This window comes from Promicromonospora vindobonensis (assembly GCF_042685865.1).
Classification (GTDB): domain Bacteria; phylum Actinomycetota; class Actinomycetes; order Actinomycetales; family Cellulomonadaceae; genus Promicromonospora; species Promicromonospora vindobonensis.
In genome coordinates this window covers 1,961,241-1,984,296 of sequence record NZ_JBHUOG010000001.1, presented here as the reverse complement: position 1 = coordinate 1,984,296, position 23,056 = coordinate 1,961,241, and the positions used below count along the sequence as shown (strand labels likewise).

Annotated in this window: 21 protein-coding genes and 1 tRNA gene; 9 read left to right on the top strand and 13 right to left on the bottom strand. The window is 69.2% G+C overall.

What is annotated here, in order from left to right:
* Positions 1-45 precede the first annotated feature (45 nt).
* Positions 46-978: a bile acid:sodium symporter family protein gene (locus ACFS27_RS08945; RefSeq protein WP_377182071.1), complete on the top strand. Its 933-nt coding sequence runs from the start codon at positions 46-48 to the stop codon at positions 976-978.
* A 19-nt stretch (positions 979-997) separates the two neighbouring features.
* Positions 998-1,729 (top strand): glutamine amidotransferase, encoded by a 732-nt coding sequence (locus ACFS27_RS08940; protein WP_377182069.1) that lies wholly within the window; start codon positions 998-1,000, stop codon positions 1,727-1,729.
* A 165-nt stretch (positions 1,730-1,894) separates the two neighbouring features.
* Here the strand turns inward: ACFS27_RS08940 and ACFS27_RS08935 are convergent, their stop codons facing one another.
* Positions 1,895-2,935 carry a type IV toxin-antitoxin system AbiEi family antitoxin domain-containing protein gene (locus tag ACFS27_RS08935; RefSeq protein ID WP_377182067.1) on the bottom strand — a complete coding sequence of 347 codons (1,041 nt, stop codon included), beginning with the start codon at positions 2,933-2,935 and terminating at the stop codon, positions 1,895-1,897.
* 495 nt (positions 2,936-3,430) lie between these two features.
* On the opposite strand from ACFS27_RS08935, the gene ACFS27_RS08930 reads away from it, so the two are divergent.
* A complete protein-coding gene (locus ACFS27_RS08930) occupies positions 3,431-4,540 on the top strand; it encodes a 3-deoxy-7-phosphoheptulonate synthase (RefSeq protein ID WP_377182065.1) in 1,110 nt (369 codons plus the stop codon).
* Positions 4,541-4,676: 136 nt separating this feature from the next.
* Here the strand turns inward: ACFS27_RS08930 and ACFS27_RS08925 are convergent, their stop codons facing one another.
* A complete protein-coding gene (locus ACFS27_RS08925; protein ID WP_377182063.1) occupies positions 4,677-6,113 on the bottom strand; it encodes a DUF4232 domain-containing protein in 1,437 nt (478 codons plus the stop codon).
* A gap of 22 nt (positions 6,114-6,135) precedes the next feature.
* The gene (locus ACFS27_RS08920; RefSeq protein WP_377182061.1) at positions 6,136-7,371 is read right to left on the bottom strand and encodes an NAD(P)/FAD-dependent oxidoreductase; all 1,236 of its coding nucleotides are present in this window, start codon (positions 7,369-7,371) and stop codon (positions 6,136-6,138) included.
* A 568-nt stretch (positions 7,372-7,939) separates the two neighbouring features.
* Between ACFS27_RS08920 and ACFS27_RS08915 the strand changes: the two genes are divergently transcribed.
* A complete protein-coding gene (locus ACFS27_RS08915) occupies positions 7,940-9,190 on the top strand; it encodes a PIN domain-containing protein (RefSeq protein ID WP_377182059.1) in 1,251 nt (416 codons plus the stop codon).
* Positions 9,191-9,293: 103 nt separating this feature from the next.
* On the opposite strand, the gene ACFS27_RS08910 is transcribed toward ACFS27_RS08915, so the two are convergent.
* Positions 9,294-9,719 carry a hypothetical protein gene (locus ACFS27_RS08910; protein ID WP_377182057.1) on the bottom strand — a complete coding sequence of 142 codons (426 nt, stop codon included), beginning with the start codon at positions 9,717-9,719 and terminating at the stop codon, positions 9,294-9,296.
* On the opposite strand from ACFS27_RS08910, the gene ACFS27_RS08905 reads away from it, so the two are divergent.
* Both ACFS27_RS08905 and ACFS27_RS08900 read left to right on the top strand, forming a co-directional pair.
* Positions 9,718-9,921, top strand: a complete 204-nt coding sequence (locus ACFS27_RS08905) for a hypothetical protein (protein WP_377182055.1) — start codon at positions 9,718-9,720, stop codon at positions 9,919-9,921. The two genes, ACFS27_RS08910 and ACFS27_RS08905, sit on opposite strands and share 2 nt — an antisense overlap.
* A gap of 162 nt (positions 9,922-10,083) precedes the next feature.
* Positions 10,084-11,124: a hypothetical protein gene (locus tag ACFS27_RS08900; RefSeq protein WP_377182053.1), complete on the top strand. Its 1,041-nt coding sequence runs from the start codon at positions 10,084-10,086 to the stop codon at positions 11,122-11,124.
* Positions 11,125-11,235: 111 nt separating this feature from the next.
* Here the strand turns inward: ACFS27_RS08900 and ACFS27_RS08895 are convergent.
* The 3 genes from ACFS27_RS08895 to ACFS27_RS08885 form a co-directional block, all read right to left on the bottom strand.
* A tRNA-Pro gene (locus ACFS27_RS08895) sits at positions 11,236-11,312 on the bottom strand.
* Between the two features lie 132 nt (positions 11,313-11,444).
* Positions 11,445-11,912: a RidA family protein gene (locus ACFS27_RS08890; RefSeq protein ID WP_377182051.1), complete on the bottom strand. Its 468-nt coding sequence runs from the start codon at positions 11,910-11,912 to the stop codon at positions 11,445-11,447.
* Positions 11,909-12,076, bottom strand: coding sequence for a DUF4177 domain-containing protein (locus tag ACFS27_RS08885; RefSeq protein WP_253870720.1), 168 nt, complete (start codon positions 12,074-12,076; stop codon positions 11,909-11,911). Before ACFS27_RS08885 ends, ACFS27_RS08890 begins: the two co-directional genes overlap by 4 nt.
* Before the next feature lie 107 nt (positions 12,077-12,183).
* Between ACFS27_RS08885 and ACFS27_RS08880 the strand changes: the two genes are divergently transcribed.
* Both ACFS27_RS08880 and ACFS27_RS08875 read left to right on the top strand, forming a co-directional pair.
* Positions 12,184-14,553 carry a transglycosylase domain-containing protein gene (locus tag ACFS27_RS08880; RefSeq protein WP_377182049.1) on the top strand — a complete coding sequence of 790 codons (2,370 nt, stop codon included), beginning with the start codon at positions 12,184-12,186 and terminating at the stop codon, positions 14,551-14,553.
* A gap of 5 nt (positions 14,554-14,558) precedes the next feature.
* Complete coding sequence (locus tag ACFS27_RS08875; protein WP_377182047.1) at positions 14,559-15,497, top strand: metallophosphoesterase; 939 nt, start codon at positions 14,559-14,561, stop codon at positions 15,495-15,497.
* 91 nt (positions 15,498-15,588) lie between these two features.
* On the opposite strand, the gene ACFS27_RS08870 is transcribed toward ACFS27_RS08875, so the two are convergent.
* From ACFS27_RS08870 to ACFS27_RS08855, 4 genes are all read right to left on the bottom strand, one after another.
* The gene (locus ACFS27_RS08870) at positions 15,589-16,266 is read right to left on the bottom strand and encodes a Crp/Fnr family transcriptional regulator (protein WP_116677089.1); all 678 of its coding nucleotides are present in this window, start codon (positions 16,264-16,266) and stop codon (positions 15,589-15,591) included.
* Between the two features lie 241 nt (positions 16,267-16,507).
* Entirely contained in the window at positions 16,508-17,623 is a 1,116-nt protein-coding gene (locus ACFS27_RS08865; RefSeq protein WP_377182045.1) for a bifunctional 2-methylcitrate synthase/citrate synthase, read from the bottom strand.
* Between the two features lie 74 nt (positions 17,624-17,697).
* Entirely contained in the window at positions 17,698-18,603 is a 906-nt protein-coding gene (gene prpB / locus ACFS27_RS08860) for a methylisocitrate lyase (RefSeq protein WP_377182043.1), read from the bottom strand.
* Positions 18,603-20,135, bottom strand: coding sequence for an MmgE/PrpD family protein (locus ACFS27_RS08855; RefSeq protein WP_377182041.1), 1,533 nt, complete (start codon positions 20,133-20,135; stop codon positions 18,603-18,605). Before ACFS27_RS08855 ends, prpB begins: the two co-directional genes overlap by 1 nt.
* Positions 20,136-20,342: 207 nt before the next feature.
* Here ACFS27_RS08855 and nth point away from each other — a divergent pair, with 207 nt between their 5' ends.
* Positions 20,343-21,122, top strand: coding sequence for an endonuclease III (gene nth / locus ACFS27_RS08850; RefSeq protein WP_377182039.1), 780 nt, complete (start codon positions 20,343-20,345; stop codon positions 21,120-21,122).
* A gap of 2 nt (positions 21,123-21,124) precedes the next feature.
* Here the strand turns inward: nth and ACFS27_RS08845 are convergent, their stop codons facing one another.
* Together ACFS27_RS08845 and ACFS27_RS08840 are read right to left on the bottom strand one after the other, a co-directional pair.
* Positions 21,125-22,084 carry an alpha/beta fold hydrolase gene (locus ACFS27_RS08845; protein WP_377182037.1) on the bottom strand — a complete coding sequence of 320 codons (960 nt, stop codon included), beginning with the start codon at positions 22,082-22,084 and terminating at the stop codon, positions 21,125-21,127.
* A gap of 108 nt (positions 22,085-22,192) precedes the next feature.
* The gene (locus ACFS27_RS08840) at positions 22,193-23,017 is read right to left on the bottom strand and encodes a winged helix-turn-helix transcriptional regulator (protein WP_377182035.1); all 825 of its coding nucleotides are present in this window, start codon (positions 23,015-23,017) and stop codon (positions 22,193-22,195) included.
* Between the last annotated feature and the right edge of the window lie 39 nt (positions 23,018-23,056).

Sequence of the window (23,056 nt, the reverse complement as noted above, 5' to 3'; positions counted from 1 at the left end):
TCGTGACCCGGCCGATGTCGAGGCCGACACCCGGAAGAGGAACACATGGGGACGTTGCGGAAGATCGCAGAGCTTGCCGGACGCTGGTTCGCCGTACTGGTGCTGCTGGGCGGAGTGGCGGGCCTGCTCGCGCCGGCCCAGCTGGCACCCCTCGCCGCACACATCCCGCTCTTCCTCGGGATCATCATGTTCGGCATGGGCCTGACCCTGCGGGGGAGCGACTTCGCCCTCGTCGCCAAGCGACCGTGGGCGGTGCTGATCGGCGTTGCCGCGCAGTTCCTGATCATGCCGCTGCTCGCGTGGGGCGTCAGCGGCGTCTACGGGCTCACCGGCATGGCGCTGCTCGGCATGATCCTCGTCGGGTCGGCCCCTGGCGGCACGGCCTCCAACGTCATCGTGTACCTCGGCAAGGGCGACACCGCCCTGTCCGTGACGATGACAGCGATCTCCACGGTGCTCGCGCCGTTCCTCACGCCCCTGCTCATCCTGTGGCTCGCCGACGAGACCCTCGACGTCGGGTTCATGGACCTGTTCGGCTCGATCGTCCAGGTGGTGCTCGTCCCGGTGCTCGCAGGCGTGGTGGTGCGCGCCGTCGCGGGGAGGCTCGTCGAGAAGGTGCTGCCCTACCTGCCCCTGGTGTCCGTCAGCGGCATCGTCCTGGTGGTGCTCGGGGTGGTGGCCGCCAACTCCCAGACCGTGCTCTCGACCGGGCTGCTCCTGGCGCTCGCCGTCATCACGCACAACCTGCTCGGGCTCCTGCTCGGGTACGGCACCGCGAAGGTGGCAGGGCTGGACCGGGCGGCTCGCCGCGCGGTGAGCGTCGAGGTGGGCATGCAGAACTCCGGCCTCGCCGCGAGCCTCGCGGCCAGCCACTTCTCGCCGGCCGCCGCGCTGCCCGCCGCGCTGTTCTCGGTGTGGCACAACCTGTCAGGGGCCGGCCTGGCGACGTGGTGGGCTCGCCGTTCCGAGACGCGCTGATCTCCCCTACTCTCTTGTCATGAAGCCGTTCCTGCTGCTGGCAACGCGCGGAGAGGACATCGCCGCGGACGGCGAGTACGCGGCGTTCTGCCAGTACGGGGGCCTCGAACCGGAGCAGCTGCACCGGGTGCGCCTCGAGCGGGACCCCCTGCCGCCGGTGAACCTCGACGACTACTCGGGGGTGCTCGTCGGCGGAGGGCCGTTCAACTCCTCGGACCCCGCGAAGAAGAAGGGCCCGGTGCAGCTCCGCGTCGAGGCGGAGCTCGCGGCGCTGCTGGACGAGGTCGTCGCTCGCGACTTCCCGTTCCTCGGCGCCTGCTACGGCGTCGGGACGCTGGGCGCCCACCAGGGTGCCGTGATCGACGGGACCTACGGCGAGCCGCCGGGGCCGGTCGTCGTGGAGCTCACGCCGGACGCGGCGTCGGACCCACTGCTGGAGGGCGTGCTGCCGACCTTCCCCGCGTACGTGGGCCACAAGGAGGCCGTGCGCAAGCTGCCGGACCACGCGGTGCTGCTCGCGTCGTCGGCCGGCTGCCCGGTCCAGATGTTCCGGATCAAGCAGAACCTGTACGCCACGCAGTTCCACCCGGAGCTGGACGTCGTCGGGATGCAGCAGCGGATCGTCGTCTACCGCGACTACGGCTACTTCCCCCGGGAGGAGGCGGAGCTGGTGCGCGAACGTGTCGCCGCGGTGACCGTCGCCGAGCCGATGCGCATCCTGCGGGCCTTCGTGGAGCGTTACGCCCGGTAGGCCGAGGCCCGCGCAGGCGCCGGTCGCCGTCGGCCACGTGATCCTCTGCGTTGCACGCCATCATCCGCGGAATCTGCCTGGATCGGTGGAGCATGGCGTGCCTCGTGGACTATGGCGTGCCCGGTACATGGCTGCTTGTGGCGGTCCACCTGAATTGTCAGAGGATCAGACGGCGGCTCGGGTCGCCCGGCCGGACTGCTGCGGCCGAGCCGGTGGCGGCGTCGGGTGCTGCGCGAGACTCGGCAGCTGCCGGCCAGGTCGCCAGCCCTCCCGCTGGAGCACGGTGCCGATTTCTCCCGGGACGTACCCGGGCTGGTTGAGGTGCGCCGACCGGAAGCGGAGCATGATGTGCCGCCCGTCCCGGACGAGCGCGTTCTGGCGGGTGGCGTCCCGAACCAGCTGGTCGTCCGATGAGTGGAACTCGTTGCCGTCGATCTCGACCAGGAGCCACCGCCCGTCGCCCAGATACCAGGCCAGGTCGGCGCGTGCCCAGACCCGGCCCTGCTCGTCGACGAATTCGCGCTGCAGGTCGTCCGGGGCGATCCCCGCGTCGTGGCACTGCATACGGGCGTCCGGCTCCCGCGGTGACCCCGACCGGCCGTCGACGGGATCGAACCAGCGCTGCCGCGCCGGGAACTCGGGCTGACGGCGGCTGAGCTCGCGCACCGCGTCGAGGTCCCCGGGGAGGATCAGCTTCCGGTTGAGCATGTTGTCCGCGCACCTGACCCACGAGCCGCGGTCCAGGGTGACTAGCGCCTGAGCGAGCGCGACCACCGGCTTGGCGACATGCCGGCCCCTGAGGCGCACGGTCTTCCCGCGCATGTCCGTCTGGCGCACGACGATGCCGCCCCGTGGCCGCCGCGCGCTCCCTCTGGGCACGGCGACCTCCGGAGCGATCGTTCGTGGCAGGCCCGCGACCCCGTGCAGCATGAGCGCGCAGCTGCCGACCGCTGCCGCCGTCGGGTAGGCGCACAGGGCGAGCCAGACCGCCTTCCATCGCTCGAGGTCGAAGTCGTGCAGACCGGACTGTGGCTGGTGGGTGTCGTAGACGCCCCTGATGAGGCGGTCCCAGGCTCCCGACCTGACCAAGGTTGAGCGCCGGCGGTCGGTCATACCGTGCGCATCGCACTGCCGGGTCGACACGAGGCCGCCCTGGAGGCGTGCGGCGGCGAGCAGCTGGGCTGGGAGCAGTGACGTCCGGGGCATGTGCTCATCGCAGCACATCGCATCGGTTGGACCTGGATGTCATACACAGCCCTATAGCGATCCGATGCGGCCACGCGACCTTCTGCGGACCACGCCATCCTCTGCGGAACACCCGGTCCAGCCGCGGACGATGGCGTGGACCGCAGAGAACCGCGTGGGCCACCAAACCCCCCGCAAGCGCGCGGTAGCGCAGCCGCCCAGCGGCCCAGCGCCGTCGGACTGTGATCGATCGCATCCTGGAACCCGGTGGACAGCCCGCTGGGGTCGGGCTACGGTTTTGGCCGTGGACATCCGTTGGTATTGGCGCTTTACGTCGGCTCCTGGTGGAGCTCGGCGGGCGTACGCCTGACCAACTTTCCACCCGGAGCCAGGGCCTGGGACGCCGATCGCGTCCAGGCCCTTCGTCTTGACCGAGACGGACCGCTCCGGACCAGGAGTCGGTGGCGGCCGTCCGGTTCCTTGAACCAGACCCGCCAACCAGGAGCCCCGATCCCGATGAGCATCACCCCTGCGGAACCCAGCACCGAGGCATCCGACCTCGGTACCCGCACCTCCGACCTGCGCATCCGCGCTCTCGACCCGCTGCCCGCACCGAACAGCCTGCTCGAGTCGATGCCGCTCGGCACCGCCCGCAGCGACCTCGTCACGACGTCCCGCCGCGAGGTGCGCGACGTCCTGGCCGGGGACGACGACCGGCTGCTGACGATCGTCGGGCCGTGCTCGGTGCACGACCCGGCCGCCGCGCTCGACTACGCCGCCCGGCTCGCCACGCTCCGGCGTGAGCTGTCCGACGACCTGGTCGTCGTGATGCGGGTGTACTTCGAGAAGCCGCGCACGACCGTGGGCTGGAAGGGTCTCATCAACGACCCGCACCTGGACGGTTCGCACGACGTGCGGCACGGCCTGAACCTCGCCCGCGAGGTGCTGCTCGGCGTGCTGGACGCCGGCGTGCCCGCCGGGGCCGAGTTCCTCGAGCCGACCAGCCCTCAGTACATCGCCGACGCCGTGACGTGGGGCGCGATCGGCGCCCGCAACGTCGAGTCGCAGGTGCACCGGCAGCTCGCCTCGGGTCTCTCGATGCCCGTCGGGTTCAAGAACGCGACCGACGGCGACGTACAGATCGCGGTGGACGGCTGCGTCACCGCCGCGAGCGAGCACACCTTCTTCGGGGCCGACGGCGAAGGGCGTGCCGCAGCAGTCGAGACCACCGGTAACCCGGACTGCCACGTGATCCTGCGCGGCGGGCGTTCGGGCCCCAACTACTCGACCAAGGACGTCGCCGACGCGCTGCGCGTGGCACGTGGATCCGGCCTGGGCGGCTCCGTCGAGAACGGTGTGATCGTGGACGCGAGCCACGGCAACTCGGGTAAGGACCACGTGCGCCAGGCCGGGGTCGTGCACGAGATCGCGAACCGCATCGCGGACGGCGAGCGCGGCATCACGGGCCTCATGATGGAGAGCTTCCTCGTGGCCGGGGCGCAGAAGCCGGCCCCGCTGTCCGAGCTCACCTACGGCCAGTCGGTCACCGACAAGTGCATGGACTGGGACACCACGGAGGACCTCCTTCGCGAGCTGGCCAAGGCCGTCCGGGAGCGCCGGGGCTGACGCTTCGCCGGTCGAGCTTGTCGAGAACACCTCGCCAGGCTCGACCGCCGGCCCCCTCGTCCCAGGGTGCGCGGAGCTCAGCGCGGGACTCGAAGAAGCCTGCGCGGGCTGACCGGCCGGGTCAGCCAGTGCGGGCTCACCGCAGCGGGGCGTAGCCCTCCAGCGCCTGCACCCACGGGCTCACCTGGAGCACAACGCCGTCGAGCACGTCCAGGCCGCCGGGCGTCTCCGGGCGCCCGGAGACCGGCAGCTCGACGGCGGTGGCTCCGGGCTGCGCCACCACGCGGAGCGCCGTCGTGAGGTCGGGGTCGTTGACCGTGGACATCGCATCCCACTCGACCGCGGCGGAAGCCGCCTCGCCCGTCGGGATCACCAGCCGTCCTGGCACCACGCCGGGCCGGTACGGCTCGGTCGACACGTCGTCCTGGCCGGCGCCCGTCGCGTTCAGCGGCAGCACCTCCGGCACGGCGTCCAGCGCGCACGCGTGGTCCGAGACGTTGTGTGCCGCGAGCCGACCGTAGCGGTGGCCGGTCGCGGCGTCGGACCCGGCCCAGGCGATGCGAAGCTCGTCATCCGTGCAGGACGGCGCCGCGGCGTCGTCCGGCCAGGCCTTGGTGCCGGACGGGAGCGGAAGGGTGTGCGGTGCGTAGGCGGCAGGCATGACGCCCGAGACCCAGCCGGTCGTCTCGAGGTACTCCGCGTCCTGGACCGTGTAGGCGAGCGGACGATCGGCGGTGGTGTGGGGTTGCGCTTCGAGCCAGCGCCGCAGGTCAGCGAGGCTCTGCGCACCCTGGGCGGCGTCGGACTGGACGGTGAGCTGCTGGCCGGCGACGTAGGCGGCGTTCCGGACGTCCGGACGGCCCGCCGCGGCGACGACGAGCCGGACGGCCGACAGGTCGGGCACCTGTGTCCCGGACTCGTAGCGGACCCCTGGCGCCTCGAGGCCGGCGCCATGGCCCAGCTCGGCGGCCTTGCGGGCGAGGGCTACCAGGTCGTCCGGCGAGCTCGCCAAGACACCGGCGTGGACGTCGAGCGGGCCCGCCGGGTCGGCGCCGAGAGAGAAGTGCACGCTCGTGGCGCCCACCTCGCGCAGCTCGTAGCCGTACTCGGCGGCTTCCGCCACGACGTCCGCAGGAGCGTCAGGGCTCAGCCGGATACTGAGCCAGGCACTGCTGACATCGGAGCGCTCGGGGCCCTCGGGACCGGCGACCAGCTCTGTCGACACCGTGATGTTCTCGCTGGGGTGGATGCGCCCTGCCGCGGCGGCCAGCAGCCGTTGCGCCTCACCTGCGGCGGTCCTCGCTGCCGCGGGGCTCAGGGACTGGCCCAGCCGGACCTTTGCGTCGAGGTTGCTGGGGACGGCCTCTTCCGATTGCCCGAAGTTCCCCGGGACAGGCTCGATCGCAGTGTTCGGGGTCCTGGTGACCTCGATGTCGACCACGCCGTGCAGCCCACGCACCGAGTCGGCAGCCGACTCGATCCCTTCGGGCACGCGTTCACCGGCCGGCGTACATCCGGCGAGCGCGAGCACGAGCGCGGCGGCGAGCGCGAAAGACCGGGGGAGCTGCTGCACCGGGGAATCGTCCCACCCGGGCTCAGCCCACGAAGCCCTCCAGCTCCGCCGTCGACACCTTCCTCCGAGACCTGATCAGTTCCTCCACACGCTCCATCTGTTCCCAGACGTTCACGGCCATGCCTGCCACGACGAGCCCGTCGACGCGCCAGAACGCCACGAACTCCCGCTTGTCGGCGTCGCCGGAGACCACTACGTCGTCGTAGCCGGCCCGGACGTCGACCCAGCCGGTGTACTCCATGCCGACGTCGTACTGGTCGCTGTAGAAGTACGGGAGCTTGTCGTACGGGTCCGTGGCGCCGAGCATGGCGCGGCCGGCGTGTGCGCCGGTCTCCTGGGCGACCGCCCAGTGCTCCACCCGGAGCGGACGTCCGTAGTGCAGGGAAGGGACGCTGGCCACGTCGCCCCCGGCGAAGACGTCGGGGGCCGACGTCGCAAGGGTTCCGTCCACGACGATCCCGCCACCCTGCGCGACGGGCCGGAGGTCGAGGCCAGCTGCCTCGGCAAGGCCGACGTTCGGTGTGGCACCGACGCCGATCACCACGACGTCGGCCCCGAGGTGCGTGCCGTCCGCCAGGTCGACGCCGGTGACGCGGCCGTCGGCACCACGGATCGCGAGGACAGAAGCGTCGCGGATCAGGCGCACCTCGTGCTGGGTGTGGACGCTCGCGTAGAAGTCGCTCATCTCGCGCCCGAGCACGCGGCCGAGCGGATGCGGGCCGTCACCGACCACCGTGACGTCCAGGCCGAGCGACCGGGCTGATGCCCCCACCTCCAGCCCGATCCATCCGTCACCGATCACGACCACCCTGCCGACGCCCTCCAGCGACGCCTCGAGCAGCCTGCTGGAGATCCGGTCGGAGTCGTCGATGGTGCGCAGGTAGTGCACGCCGGCGAGGTCACTGCCGGGCAGGTCGAGGGTGCGTGGCGTGGAGCCTGGCGCGAGCAGCGCCTTCGCGAAGTTGAGCGTGTCGCCGTCGGACAGCGTGAGGACGTGGCCTGCAGGATCCAGCCCGACGACCGTCTCGCCAGTGCGGACCACGACGTCGTGCTCGCTGTACCAGCTCTCCTCGAGCGGGAAGACGACGTCGCGCTCCGACTCGCCGCGCAGGTAGTCCTTGCTCAGCGGTGGGCGCTCGTACGGATGGTGGGGTTCGGTGGTGACGACCACCAGGTCGCCGTCATAACCGCCGGTGCGTAGCGCTTCAGCGGCGCGGGCTGTGGTCAGCCCGCCACCTACCAGGACGTACGGATCCATCGGGTGCCTCCCGTGCTGGGTATGGCCCCAAGTCTTGCACCGCGGAGCGAGGCGGGCACGGGCGCAGGGCAGCGGCAACGCAAAAGGCCCTCCGAATCAGCATTTCTGCTGGTCAGAGGGCCTTTTTCCATGGTCGGGGTGACAGGATTTGAACCTGCGACCTCTTCGTCCCGAAGGCACTGAGCGCGGCAGGTATGCGCCTTGCGGCGCAGGGAAACGTCCCAGTTGGTCTGGCCGTGCGCTAGCGGGTCCCGGCCGGTAGTCCCTCAGCAAGTCCCTCGGTGCTACTCCGGAACGGTGGTGCAGGCAGCCCGTCGGTTCGCTTGGCGCCCGAGGCCCGGTGTATGGCGCCAGCGGCAGGGCGCACCAGGAAGCTCCAGCCCGGCGTAGGGCAGACGACGCGAGCCGTCCTGTGAAGCACCGCCGAGTGGAGCCCGTTCCTGAAGAAAGACAAGTTCGCCCACGTCGTCCCTGTTCAGGCCCTTTGCCCTGAGGGAGGATGTGGTTCCCAGGTTTTTGGCAGCATGCGTGGAGTTGGCGGGCTCATGCGCGTGGCGATTGGAGTTAAATGAGAAACGCTTTTCGTGGCTACTACAGGCCCACTGATGACGAATTAAACGATGTTTGGTCGGACGGGCATCTAATATTTGACACGAACGCCCTTCTGAACTTGTTCCGATACACTCCAGAGACGAGGGAGGAGTTTCTTGAAGCGATGCGCGCTCGGCGGGACGATCTCTGGATCCCGTACCAAGTGGGTAAGGAGTTCCACGAGCGCAGATTGGGCGTCGTTCAGCAAACTCACAAGGCCTTCGTCGATATTTCCGCGAGCCTAGAGAAGATCAGGAAAAGCGCGGATGCCTTGAAGGGCTCGTTCAACATGCATCCATCTCTGGACGCGGATGGAATTGCTCAATCGATCGAAGAGGCAATCCAGGGCGCATTGGCCGATGTTGATGGGGCAAGAGAGCGGCATGCGGAATATCGTGACGGCTCGATTGTCGATGACATATTTCGCGAAGTCACCGATCTGTTCGCCGATCGCGTCGGGCCGCCGTATAGCGATGCACGCATGAAGGAACTTTATTCGGAAGCGGATGCGCGCTACGAGCGCAAACAGCCGCCCGGGTACGAGGACGCGGACAAGGGGGACGCCAGGATGTACGGCGACTTCATCTTGTGGATGCAGATCCTAGATCATGCCGAGGAGACGAAGCGCCCAGCCATATTCGTGACGCAGGACGCGAAGCCGGATTGGTGGTATCGGGTCGGGGGTGAGACTTTCGGCCCGCGCCCAGAACTGATCGCTGAGTATCTCGATCGCTCGTCGCGCCTGGTGCATTTTTACGACCCGAAACGATTCCTCAGGTTCTATGCGCAGGATGCAGGAGTGCGCCTGAAGACTTCGTCGATCTCTGAGGTTGAAAAGGTGTCAGACGGTGGGTGGGCGGCCGATAGGGTGATCCGGCACCGTAACTCTCTCATGGCAGAGAGGGATTTCCTGAAGAATCAACTTCGTGGGGCGCATCGCTCGGGGGCGTATCAGAAGTCTATGGGCGAAGACGTTCTCAGGGAGTTTGAACTCGACAATCGACTTTCGCGAGTCAATGACGCGCTGGCCGATTTCAAGTCAGCACCGTACTCGGGGGAGGTCATGTCACAGATGAACCTGCTTCTCGTCGAGCAGCATCAGATCGTGGGGGAATTAAGGCGTCTGAAGGAAGACTATATCGAGCCTTGGAGGGCAAAGCAGGATGACCTCCAAGTGCGTATCGATCGCATAGAAAGCGAGATTGCTGATCTTGACAATTTGTTCTAGCGAATAGCGTGCAGTCGCTCAGTCGCGAACACGCAGAGGCCCCGGACGGTAGATTCCCTCGTCCGAGGCCTCACCGGTTTGCCGTGTATCGCGGTGGAGTCCGTCAGCTCACCGTTGCCCGCTGCGCGAGCTCTTGCAAGTCCACAGGTGTGCGCCGGCTAATCTGCATCAGGTCACGGATGGCTCGTCGAGCCAGAGGGTGAGAGCGGATCTGCTCCGGCGCTAGCTCCTCCGCTTCGAGGAGCGCGTCGACCGCCTCGCCCACCTGCCGACGTTGTGTGTAAGCCCTCGCCTTGTCGAGTAGCAACCGACTCCGACGCTCAGCCGAGAGTGCGCTTGTGTCGATCTGACCTGCCAGGTCTAGGGCCATTCCAGCATCGCCCAGATCGACCGAGGCGGTGACCGCGTGAATCTCCACGTTGGCTGGCCCAAACTCGGTTCCGAAGTCGCTTCGACCAAGGCCGACGTCCCCGGCGACAACCCGAGCCTGGGCGCCGCGCGAACTGCGGCACTCGTTCACCTCGATCATGTCGGAAGAGAAAGTGCCCCTAGAAGAGATTGCCCGTGTGCTTGGGCACTCCGGCACGGCGGTGACGGAGAAGGTCTACCGGCACGAGCTGCGGCCAGTGATCGAGACCGGCGCGACCATCATGGACCGAGTGTTCACAGTCGAGGAAGTCGGCCCGGGTTGGCACATGCAACCGCTGTTCGGAGTGCCGGAGGCTGGCTAGCCGACGTCGCGGAAGGTCGAGGGCCCGTGCCGGGGAGCGGACCCTCGACCTTCGTTAGGCGTGGTCGACCTGTTCCGACGGTGACCCTCCTCGGGTCCGTCGTGGATTCTGTGTCAGCTCGCCTGTCCCTGGATGTGGGCGGCCCCACGTACCGTGTTCGACATGACGGACGAAGCGCTCTCGAGTGCTGAAACAGAAGAGCTGTCCAGTTACCCCATTCGCCCGGGCCTGAACGGATCAGAGGAAGTCAATCGGCGCGGCGACTCCGGGGAGGAGGTCACCTCGGAGCCGGTGAGCGAAGACCCTGCGGTGAACGTCATCGGGGAGCTCTCCTTGCGCCAGAACCAAGCGATCGCGGAGGACGCGGCGCATCCCGACCATGCGGCAGTGGTCGAGTACAACCGGCTGTGGATGAATCATCTGCGCCCGACAATCGATGCGATGGTTAAGACCACCGAGACGGGTCGGCGAGCGGCTGACGTAATCGCCAAGTCGGTTTCGCAGGCTGCGGGTATCTCGGAGATCGTGCTCAAGGCGTCGACTGAGCCGATGCTCATCTCGGAGGCGATGCTGGGGCCGGTTTCGCAGGCTGCGGGTATCTCGGAGATCGTGCTCAAGGCGTCGACTGAGCCGATGCTCATCTCGGAGGCGATGCTGGGGCCGGTTTCGCAGGCTGCGGGTATCTCGGAGATCGTGCTCAAGGCGTCGACTGAGCCGATGCTCATCTCGGAGGCGATGCTGGGGCCGGTTTCGCAGGCTGCGGGTATCTCGGGCATCGTGCTCAAGGCGTCGACTGAGCCAGACGCGGGAACAGCGGCATACATCGAGCCGATCGCGCAGCGCTATAAGCAACTCGTTGCCACCGCGATGCCAGACATGCGGACGTCGGCGCTCATCGAGTTGCCCAAGACCAACCACGTCCAGCCCGGGCAGGCATTTGGCGAGGAACCGAACCTGGATCCGGTCGAGCTTCCGCGGATCGGTGATGCGCTGGTGGACCTACTCACCGAACAGAACGGGAAGCTTCAAGTGCAAATTGAGGCCCTCGCCAGTCTGCTCACGATCGCTCAGGGCGATGCGAAGGCTGCCGGAGCGAGCGAGGTCCGACTCCGTAGCGACTCGAAGCAGATGAAGGTTGGGATGTGGATCGGGCTTGCGATCGGTGTCGTGGGTGCAGCGGCAGCTTTGCTCGCACTGGTCTGAGGATGCGCCAGTCCCTCAGTTAGTCCCTCCGGCGACCGGCGGGGTAGGGCTCTAGAGAAACTAAAAGGCCCTCCGGCTCAGCATTTCTGCTGGTCAGAGGGCCTTTTTCCATGGTCGGGGTGACAGGATTTGAACCTGCGACCTCTTCGTCCCGAACGAAGCGCGCTACCAAGCTGCGCCACACCCCGATGGAGTCCACCGCACGACAGGCACGAAGCCTTTCCGCGGAAGCCTGCTCAGAATAGCCGACGCATGGCCCGGAACGGAAACCGAATCCGGAGTGGATCCGGTCACGCCCGTTCCGGGCCCCTGCGAAGCTGCTACGCGAGCTCGACGACGAGCTCTACCTCGACCGGCGAGTCCAGCGGAAGGACCGCCACGCCGACGGCGGAGCGGGCGTGCACACCGGCGTCGCCGAAGATCTCGCCGAGCACCGAGCTGGCGCCGTTGATGACCCCGGGCTGGCCGGTGAACGCCGGGTCGCTCGCGACGAATCCGACGACCTTGACGATCCGGGAGATCGCGTCGAGCGAGCCGGTGACCGACCGGACGGCGGCCAGCGCGTTCAGAGCGCAGGTGCGGGCGTAGGCCGCTGCGTCGTCGGCGGAGATCAGGTTCTCGCCCTCACCGACCTTGCCGGTGGCCGGCAGTGCGCCGTCGGTGAAGGGCAGCTGGCCGGAGGTGTAGATGTAGCGGCCCGTCTGCACCGCTGGGACGTACGCCGCGACCGGAGCCGCTACCTCGGGGAGCGTGATGCCCAGCTCGGCGAGGCGCTGCTCGTGACTCATGCGTCACCGCCCGCTGGTCGCTTCAGGTAGGCGACCAGACCGGTGCCGTCGGGTCCGGGGACCACCTGCACGAGCTCCCAGCCGTCCGAGCCCCACTGATCGAGGATCGCCTTGGTGTTGTGAATGAGGAGGGGGATCGTCGCGTATTCCCACTTCGTTGCCATGGCTCCGATGCTAGCCCGCTGTCGACGTGGGATTCCGCACGAGACCTGCACACCGGCGGGCCCGGTTTTCGGCGTGCCCTGTCAGGGACACCCCGTAACCTGGGGCCATGGCCCCTGCGAACTCTCGCGAGCCGCGCCGGATCGCTCGAACCATTCCCGCGGCGCAGCTCATCGGACTCCTTCTCGCATTCGTGCTGACCGCCGGCGCTGGTGGCGTGATCGCCGCCGGACTGGTGATCCCGCTGGCCTCGGGCGTCGACAGCGCCGTCGACACGGGCGTCGAGGTCTTCGAGGAGGTGCCCGCCGAGCTGGTGCCCGGTCCGCTCTCGGAGCAGTCGCAGATCTTCGCGAGCGACGGCAAGACGAAGCTGGCCACGTTCTACGCGCAGAACCGCATCGTGGTGCCGCTCGACGAGGTGTCGGACCACATGAAGAACGCCGTGATCTCCATCGAGGACGAGCGCTTCTACAACCACGGCGGCGTGGACCCCGAGGGCATCTCGCGCGCCGCGGTGAAGAACTTCGGTGGCGGCGCCACCGAGGGCGCGTCCACCCTCACGCAGCAGTACGTGAAGAACGTGCTCATCGAGGAGGCCGACCGGTCGGGCGACACGTTCGGCGTGCTGGAGGCCAGCGAGGGCTCGCTCACGCGAAAGCTCCGCGAGGCGAAGCTCGCCATCGCGCTCGAGAAGAAGATGTCCAAGGACGAGATCCTTCAGGGCTACCTCAACATCGCGCAGTTCGGCCGGAGCGTCTACGGCGTCGAGACCGCTTCGCGGCACTATTTCAACAAGTCGTCGAGCGACCTGTCGGTGGTCGAGGCGGCGACGATCGCTGGTATCACCAAGTCGCCGAACGCGTTCGACCCCGTGGAGAACCCCAAGGACGCCAAGAAGCGTCGTGACCTCGTGATCGGCAAGATGTGGCAGCTCGGCTACATCACGACCGAGGAGCGGGACAAGGCGTTCGACACCAGGCTGGCGGACACTCTCGATGTCCAGCCGCTCGACGTCGGGTGTGACTCCGCACAGGGCGCCGCCTTCTTCTGCGACTACGTGATCAAGGAGGTCATGGCCAGCCCGGAGTTCGGGAAGACGAAGGCCGACCGCCAGGACCTGCTCTACCGCGGTGGCCTCAAGATCGTCACCACGCTGGACATGAAGATGCAGAAGGCCGCGCAGGAGACGGTCGCCGAGGCCGTTCCCGCGGACAACGCCTACGAGCTCGAGGCCGCCGTCACGTCGGTCGAGCCAGGCACCGGGCGGATCAAGGCGATGGCGCAGAACATCCCGTACGACACGCGGGCGGAACCGGCAGAGCGCACGACCGCGCAGAACTACTCGGCCGACTACATGCACGGCAACTCCCGCGGGTTCCAGGTGGGCTCCAACTTCAAGCCGTTCGTGCTGGCCGAGTGGCTGCGCAGCGGTCGGCAGCTCCACGACCAGGTCAGCGCCAACTCGTTCGTGGCGAACGAGACCAGCTTCAAGGCTGACGGCTGCGTGCACGCCTTCACGAACCAGGACTGGCCCGTGTCGAACGTCGACGGTGCGGCCAGTGGGAATGTCAGCGTGCTCCAGGGCACGTTCCAGTCGCTGAACACCGTCTACGCCCGGATGTCGCAGCAGCTCGATCTCTGCAACGTGCAGCAGACGGCGTGGGACGTGGGCTTCCGGCCGATGACGTCCGGCCTGACGCGGGAGGGCGCAGGGACCTTCCGCACGATCGACACCCCCGAGAAGGCCGACATCGACGTGCTCGCCTCGATGACGCTCGGGACCCAGGCCTCGACGCCGATCAACCAGGCGTCGGCGTTCGCGACGTTCGCCGCGGGTGGCACCTACTGCGACCCGGTAGCGATCATCGCGGTCAAGGACACCGACGGCAAGAAGATGAAGGTGCCGGGCGCGAACTGCAAGCAGACGCTCGAGCCCGAGGTGGCCAACACGGTCGCCTACGCGATGACCCAGGTCTTCAAGACCAGCCCGTGGGGTACCGCATGGAAGCTGAGCCCCGGGCTCAGCGACGGCCGTCCGGTGGCCGGCAAGACCGGCACGACGAACGACGCGATGCAGAGCTGGTTCACGGGGTACACGCCCGAGCTCTCCACCTCGGTCTGGGTCGGTGAGGCCAGCGGCAACGTCCCGCACATGAACGTGTACCTGCCCTCGATGAGCTGGTACGACAGCGCAGCCAAGGCTGGTCCCATGTACGGCGGTACGATTGCCGCCCCGACCTGGCGCCGTTACATGGACCAGGCGGTCGCCGAACTCCCCAAGACGTCCTTCCCCGACCCTGACCCCGCGCTCGTCGGCAGGGCCCCGGTCGCGCCGAAGGCTGACACCAACGACGACGAGGATGCCTCGGACGACGGCGGTGGCTCCGGTGACGAGGGCGGCTCCGAGGGCGGCGACTCCGGCCGCGGCAACAACGGCAACGGGAACGGTAACGGCGGCAACGGGAACGGAAACGACTGATCGGCATGGGCACCCTGGGTAACGTCGGCAAGGCTCTCGGGATCGTCGGGGGCATCGCCGTCGCCGGGCTGGCCTACGCGCACGTGGAGACCAAGCTCTTCCGCGTGCGGCGGGTGACCATGCCGGTGCTGCCTCCGGGGCAGCGGCCGATCAGGGTGCTCCACGTCTCCGACCTGCACCTCACGCCCAGTCAGCGCACCAAGCAGGCCTGGGTGCGGTCACTGGCGGCGCTCGAGCCCGACCTGGTGATCAACACGGGGGACAACTTCGGGCACCCGCAGTCGCTCGCTCCGCTCCTCGACGTCCTGGGGCAGCTGATGGACGTCCCCGGGGCGTTCGTCATGGGGTCGAACGACTACTACGCGCCGACGTTCAAGAACCCGGCCCGGTACCTGTTGCCCGACGCTCGCGTGGAGCGCGAGGACAAGGTGCCGCTGCCCGCGGACGCGCTCGCCAAGGCATTCACCGACGCCGGCTGGGTGGACCTGGACAACCACCGGGGCCTCGTGGAGCTGCGCGACGGGCGCACCGTCGGCCTGGTCGGCATGGACGACCCGCACCTCGAGCGCGACGTCATGCCGGAGCCGGGTCGCGTACCCGGCGAGGAGGACGCGGTACTGCGCCTCGGCGTCGTGCACGCCCCGTACCAGCGGGTGCTGAACCAGCTGAAGGACGACGGCGTCAACGCCATCATCGCCGGCCACACGCACGGTGGGCAGCTCTGCCTGCCGTTCTACGGCGCGCTCGTGACGAACTGCGACCTGGACCGGGTCCGGGCGTCCGGGCTGCACGGCTGGCCCGGTCCACGTCCGGACCGCGAGGGCGGCGAGAAGTCGACATGGCTGCACGTCTCCGCGGGCGCGGGAACGTCGCCCTATGCGCAGGTCCGCTTCGCGTGCCGCCCCGAGGCGACGTTGATGACGCTGACGGCGCGGGTCGCCTGACGACACGCGCAGATGATCGGTAAACAGTCAGGTGGTCGGTACCCCGGGGTACCGACCACCTGACTGTTTACCGATCACGTGCACCGACTGGTCAGCGCGCCCTGCGCTCCAGCCGGTCCAGGTCGAGCAGCACCACGGCACGGCCCTCGCGGCGGACCCAGCCGCGGGTCGCGAAGTCGGCCAGCGCCTTGTTCACGGTCTCGCGCGAGGCGCCGACAAGCTGCGCCAGCTCTTCCTGCGTGAGGTCGTGCGCCACGCGGATGCCGTCGTCGTTGGGCTCGCCGAAACGGGTCGACAGGTCCAGCAGAGCCTTGGCCACGCGCCCGGGGACGTCCGAGAACACGAGGTCCGCGAGCGTCTCGTTGGTGCGGCGCAGGCGGCGCGCGAGCGCGCCGAGGAGCTGCGTGGCGACGCCCGGGTGGTCGGCGATCCAGCGCACGAGCGACTCGTGCCGCAGCTCGTAGACCACGGAGTCCGACACGGACGAGGCCGAAGCGGTGCGGGGTCCCGGGTCGAACAGGGAGAGCTCACCGAACATCTCGCCCGGCCCCAGGATCGACAGCAGGTTCTCGCGGCCGTCGCTCGACCGGCGACCCAGCTTGATCTTGCCCTGCGCGATGACATAGAGCCGGTCGCCCGGCTCGCCCTCGCGAAAGAGCACGTCACCCCGGACCAGCTCCACGGGCACCATGGACTCGAAGAGCGCGCGGGTCTCTTCGCCTTCCATGTCCGCGAAGAGGGGGGCAGAGAGTACGACTTCGTCGTCCACCAGTGGTGTCCTCACGTGTCGGGGACTTTCGTCCATCAGTCTTTTCCACCTCTCAGTCTGCCTCAATGTCACGAGATTGCCGGGTTATCGGTGTCTCTCGTGGCGTCCGCGTGGCGTGCAGCCCGACGCGATCGTCCGCCTCAGGCGGGATGTCGGCTTTGCTCGGTGCGAAGTAGGACGCCCGTCCATAAATCCTAGGGGGTGTCACCTGGGGGTTGGGGACGGGCGTCCGACGCCCGCCTCAGGGGACCTCGCGCTGCTCCGGCCCCACGTACTCGCAGACCGGCCGGATCAGTGCGTTGTCGGCGCGCTGCTCCATGATGTGCGCGGTCCAGCCCGTGATGCGGGAGGCCACGAACAGCGGGGTGAAGATGTTCGTGTCGAACCCCATCAGGTGGTAGGCCGGGCCTGCCGGGTAGTCGAGGTTCGGCTTGATGTTCTTGCGGCTTCCCATGGCGTTCTCGAGGGTGTCGTAGAGATCGAGCACCTCGGTCTGGCCGTAGTGCTCGGCCAGGTCGCCGAGCACTGCGCGCATGGTCGGCACGCGTGAGTCGCCGTTCTTGTAGACCCGGTGGCCGAACCCCATGATCTTCTTCTTGTTCGTCAGCGCGTCCTCGAGCCAGGCCTCGGCCTTGTCGGCCGAGCCGATCTCCTCGAACGTGGCCTGCACCGCCTCGTTCGCGCCGCCGTGCAGCGGGCCCTTGAGGGCGCCGATCGCGCCCGTCACGGCCGAGTGCAGGTCGGCGAGCGTCGAGGTGATGACGCGCGCGGTGAACGTGGACGCGTTGAACGAGTGCTCGGCGTACAGCACCATCGAGGCCTCGAAGGCCTGCACGACGGCGGGCTCGGCCTCCTCGCCGAACGTCATCCACAGGAAGTTCGCGGAGTAGCCGAGGTCCTCGCGCGGGTGCACGACCTCCTGGCCGTGGCGACGGCGCTGGTCCAGCGCGACGACGGCGGGCAGGACGGCCCACAGCCGCAGCGCCTTGGCGAGCTCCGCCTCGGCGGAGGAGTCCTCGGCCTGCGGGTCGTGGGCGCCCAGGATCGAGACCGCGGTGCGGCACACGTCCATGGGGTGGCAGTCGGTGGGCAGCTCGAGGATCGCGGCGCGGACGTTGTCCGGCAGCTCGCGGTGCACCCGCTCGGTCGCCGTCTGCTCGGTGAGCTGTGCGGGCGTCGGCAGCTCGCCGTGCCACAGCAGGTAGGCGACCTCCTCGAAGGTCTTCTTCGCCGCCAGCTCCTGCACCGGGTAGCCCCGGTACAGCAGCGAGTTGGTCTCGGGGTTGACCTTCGAGATCGCCGACGTGTCAGCGACGACGCCGGCCAGACCCTTGCGGATCTCCGTGGTCTCGGGCATTGGCACTCCTTCGTGTTGAGCCGTGCGGGGTCCCTGCAGGCTCGACCACCGGTGGTCGAGCCTGTCGAGACCGATCAGGGCTTGTAGGTGAAGACGTTGCTGTCGAAGTGGTTGTAGGCCGCGTAGTCGGTGAGCTCGTACAGCCGCGCACGGGTCTGCATCTCAGGTACCAGGGCGTCCTGGGTGCCCGACGCCGAGATGTGGTCCAGCGCCCGTTCGGCGGCCCCCATCGCGATGCGCAGCAGCGTGACCGGGTAGATCACGAGCTGCGCCCCGGCGTCGTGCAGCTGCTTGGCGGTGAAGAGCTCGGACTTGCCGAACTCGGTCATGTTGGCGAGCACGGGGACGTCGAGGGCCGAGGCGACGGCCTCGAACTCCGAGAGGTCCTTCATCGCCTCGGGGAAGATCGCGTCGGCCCCGGCGTCGGCCAGGGCCTTGGCGCGGTCGATCGCGAGCTTCAGGCCGCGGTCGCCCGGCTCCGTGCCGCGCACGTCGGTGCGCGCCATGATCAGGAAGTCGGGGTCGCGGCGGCCGTCGACGGCCGCCCTGATGCGGCGGACGGCGTCGCCGAGCCCGACGACCTCCTTGCCGTCCAGGTGGCCGCACCGCTTGGGGTTGACCTGGTCCTCGATGTGGATGCCGGCCACCCCGGCGTCCTCCATGGTCTGGACCGTGCGGGCCACGTTCATGGGCTCGCCGAACCCGGTGTCGGCGTCGGCCAGCACGGGAAGATCGGTGACGCGGGCGATCTGCCCGGACCGGCCGGCCACCTCGGTCAGGGTGGTCAGGCCGATGTCGGGCAGGCCGAGGTCCGCGGAGAGCACGGCGCCGGAGACGTAGACGCCGTCGAACCCCTTGTCCTGGATGAGCTTGGCGCTCAGCGGGTTGAACGCCCCGGGGAGCCGCAGGATCTCCGGCCCGGCGAGGGCCTCGCGGAACGCGCGGCGCTTGGCCGCCGGCGTGAGGTGGGAGTAGAGCATCAGGCACGCCCCAGCTCGAAGAGGCCCGTCGGGGCCTTGACGCTGTCCAGCACACCGGGCGCCGCGACGATCGTGAGCTCGCGGACCTCTGCGGGCGTGAGCTCGGGCAGCCGCTCGGCCAGGCCGAGGAAGCGCCCGATCTCGGCGTCCTCCAGGACGCCGGCCGCCAGGGTGCGGAACTTGGCCACGTAGTTCGCGCGGGCGAACGGGCGGGCACCCAGCGGGTGGGCGTCGGCGACGGCGATCTCGCGCGTCACGACCTCGCCCGAGGTGAGCGTGATCTCCACGCGGCCACCGAAGGCCTTCTCCGCCGGGTCGGTCGAGTGGTAGCGGCGCGTCCACTCCGGGTCCTCCGCGGTGGTGACCTTGCGCCACAGCTCCACCGTGTCGGGGCGCTGGGCGCGTTCCGGGGCGTACGAGCCCACGTGGTGCCAGCCGCCGTCCTGCAGCGCGACGGTGAAGATGTAGGGCACCGAGTGGTCGAGCGTCTCGCGCGACGCCGTCGGGTCGTACTTCTGCGGGTCGTTCGCGCCCGAGCCGATCACGTGGTGCGTGTGGTGGCTGGTGTGCAGCACGATGCCCTGGACGTTCGCGGGGTCGCGCAGCTCCGGCCGTTCGTTGCCGAGCGCGCGTGCCATGTCGATGATGGCCTGGGCCTGGTACTCCGCGGAGTGTTCCTTGGTGTACGTGTCGAGGATGCCGGTACGGGGCTCACCGCTCGCGGGGAGCGTGACGTCGTAGGCGGCGTCGGGGCCGTCGAGGAGCCAGGCGACCACGCCGTCCTCGCCCTCGTAGATGGGCTCGGGGGAGGTCTGGCCGCGCAAAGCGCGGTCCACGGCCTCGATCGCGAGCTTGCCCGCGAAGGCAGGGGCGTGCGCCTTCCACGTCGAGATCTGGCCCTTGCGGCTCTGCCGGGTGGCCGTGGTGGTGTGCAGCGCCTGGCCGATGGCCTGGAACACCGTCTCGGTGTCCAGGCCCAGCAGCGTCCCGATGCCGGCTGCCGCCGACGGGCCGAGGTGGGCCACGTGGTCGATCTTGTGCTTGTGCAGGCTGATCGTGCGGACCAGGTCCACCTGGATCTCGTAGCCCGTGACGATGCCCCTCAGCAGGTCGCTGCCGGTGCGGCCGGCGTGCTGCGCGACCGCGAGGATCGGCGGGATGTTGTCGCCGGGGTGGGAGTACTCGGCGGCGAGGAACGTGTCGTGGAAGTCGAGCTCGCGCACGGCGACGCCGTTGGCCCACGCGGCCCACTCGGGGCTGCTCGTCGCCTCCGGCGCGAGGCCGAACACCGTCGAGCCGGGCGTGTACGGGTGCGCCTGGGCCTGTGACCGGGCGGCGACCGCTGGACCACGCGTGAGGCTGGCGGCCGCGACCGCGGCGTTGTCGATCACGCGGTTGATCACCATGTCGGTGACCTCTGCCGTGGGCTCGACGCTGTCCGTCGCGAGCTCCGCGAGCTTCCAGGCGAGCTGGTCGGTACGCTTCAGCGGCTCGGCGGACGGGTAGACGCGCAGGTGGTGCGTGTACGGCATGGTGATTCTTCCTCGATTCACGTGGACCGTCGTGAGGTCCGGGTGCTGCCCGGACCGTGGGGTGGGGGCATCGGGTGCGACAGCACGGCTTGTGGACGGCGTGTGCGCCCTCGACCTTCTCATACTCCGCGTCCTAGGTACACGGCGCCAAACCGGGCGGCGCAGCTCGGCAGCCGAATGTCAGTAAGGATCGCTAGTGTGGCGGATGTGACCACTGTGAGGGAACGCGAACCCGAAAAGGCCGCCACGAACGCGCCGGAGAGCCAGCTGGCGCTCGTGCGCAGGGCGCGGCGAGCCAACCGCCGGCTCGCGGAGACCTATCCGGACGCCCGGGCCGAGCTGGACTTCACGACGCCGCTGGAGCTCCTGATCGCGACGGTGCTCAGCGCGCAGACCACCGACGTCCGCGTGAACCAGACCACGCCGGAGCTGTTCGTGATGTATCCGGACGCCCAGGCGTACGCCGAGGCGGACCCGGACGAGCTCGAGGAGATCCTGCGGCCGCTCGGCTTCTTCCGGGCCAAGGCGCGTGCGGTGATCGGACTGGGGCAGGCCCTCGTCGAGCGGTTCGACGGGAAGGTCCCTGGCCGGCTGAAAGACCTGGTCACCCTGCCGGGCGTCGGGCGAAAGACGGCGAACGTGGTGCTCGGCAACGCGTTCGGCGTCCCGGGAATCACCGTCGACACGCATTTCGGGCGGGTGGCACGGCGGCTGGGCCTCACCACCGAGGAGGACCCGGTGAAGGTCGAGGCAGAGGTGGGGGAGCTGTTCCCCAAGAAGGACTGGACCAAGCTCAGCCATCACCTCGTCTGGCACGGGCGGCGGGTGTGCATCTCCCGTAACCCTGCCTGCGGGGCCTGCAGCATCGCGGACCTGTGCCCGTCGTACGGGGCTGGCGAGACCGACCCGGACAAGGCAGCGAAGCTGGTACGGCCGGCGCCGGAACGTTCGCCCTCCGCGGGCCTGCCCATCGTCGCGCCGAAGTAGCCCTACCGCGGCACCGGGCTCACGCGGGCGAGCCAGTCCAACAGGAACTCGTTCACCCGGTCCGGGGCCTCCTCCGGGAGAAAGTGTCCGGCGCCCGGGATGAGCTCGTAGCGCAGGTCGGGCGCCAGGGCGACGGCATCGAGGTCGGCCCGCTCGGGTCGCACGATGCCGTCCAGGCCGCCCTGCAGCTGCAGCGCGGGGACATCGAGCGGGCGGCGCAGCGCGGCGCCGAACCGGCGCCCGTCCATCCGGGGTGTGGACCGTACGGCCCAGCGCAACGCCTCCGCGGCGGAGTGCGCGGCGAACGGGATGCGCATCACGGTCCGGTACAGCTCGACCACGTCGTCGGGCAGCGGGGTGGCCGCACCCAGCGTCAGCGTGCGTTCCACCAGGTCGCCGCGGGCCAGCGCCCGCTCAGGCAGGGTCGGGACCTGGAGGTACGCGAGCTCGCGCAGGGCAGCCGTCGTGAACGCGGCGCGGCTGCGCAGGCGCACCCGGGCAGGGTGCGGGCTGGCGAGCACGGCGACGGCCGCCGTCGTGCCGCGGTGCAGAGCCCCGAGCGCCCAGGCGAGTGTGCCGCCCGTGCCGTGCCCCACCATCACCGCGCGCTCGCGGCCGAGGGAGCGGACGATCCCCGCGACGTCTGCCGCCCGCGCAGGCACCCCGTAGCCCGACGGCGGTTTGTCCGACCCGCCCACGCCACGGACGTCCATCGCCGCGACGCGGTAGCCGGCGGCGGCCAGGGCGGGGATCTGTGCACGCCACGCCCACCAGAACTCGGGGTAGCCGTGCAGCAGGAGGACCAGCGGGGCGGAACGGCTCTCGCTGCCCGCGACCGCCACATGGAAGCGCGAACCGCCCGACGAGACGAACTCGTGCTGCCACGGACCCTCGACCAGGGCACACGTGTAGTCGCTGGTGGCTGCCGTGCGGACGGCCGGTCGGGCCGAGAGTGCGGTCACGAGTACGAACCTACGCGCTCGGTGGCGGGTCTGCGCGATGCTCGGGGGCCCGCCTCCCGCGGCGGCCGAGTGCCCCGTCCGCGCGCAGGACGTGCAGGACGCGCGGGATCAATGACCCGTCTGCGCGACCCGCTTGCCCGTGGGTCCCGTGCCGGGGTCCTCCGTCGAGCCACCGTCCGGCGCGGGGCCGCCGGCAGCCGGAGCCCGGTCCGGTAGGCCGGCCGGAGCCGGGGGAGGAGGCGGCTCCTCGACCGGGCGCTCCTTCGGCGGGTCGAACCGGTAACCGACGTTCCGCACGGTGCCGATGAGCTGCTCGTGCTCCGGGCCCAGCTTGGCCCGCAGCCTGCGCACGTGGACGTCGACGGTACGGGTGCCCCCGTAGTAGTCGTAGCCCCAGACCTCCTGCAGCAGCTGCGCGCGCGTGAACACCCGGCCCGGGTGCTGCACGAGGTACTTGAGGAGCTCGAACTCCTTGTAGGTGAGGTCGATGGGCCGACCGCGAAGCCGGGCGGTGTACCCACCGGCGTCGATGGCGAGCTCGCCAGCGGAGATCTCCTGCTGCGACTCCTCGGCAGGGCCGCGCGCCGAGCGCTCGACCACCAGGCGCAGGCGGGCCTCGACCTCGGCGGGCGAGGCCGACTCCAGGAGCAGGTCATCGGCACCCCACTCGTGGGTCACGACCGTCAGGCCGCCCTCGGTGAGGATCAGCACGAGCGGCACCGTGAGTCCGGTGGCGTGCAGCAGCCGGCAGGTGGTCCGGGCAGCGACCAGGTCGCGCCGCGCATCGAGCAGAACGACATCAGCGTCCGGGGCATCCACCAGGGCGGAGGGCTCCATCGGCAGCACTCGCACCCGATGGGACAGCAGTCCCAGTGCGGGCAAAACATCGGCGGACCCGCCGGTAGCGGGTGTGAGGATCAACAGCTCTGCCACTGACGCACCTCCTCTCGGAACCGGCGTCTTGCAACCGTC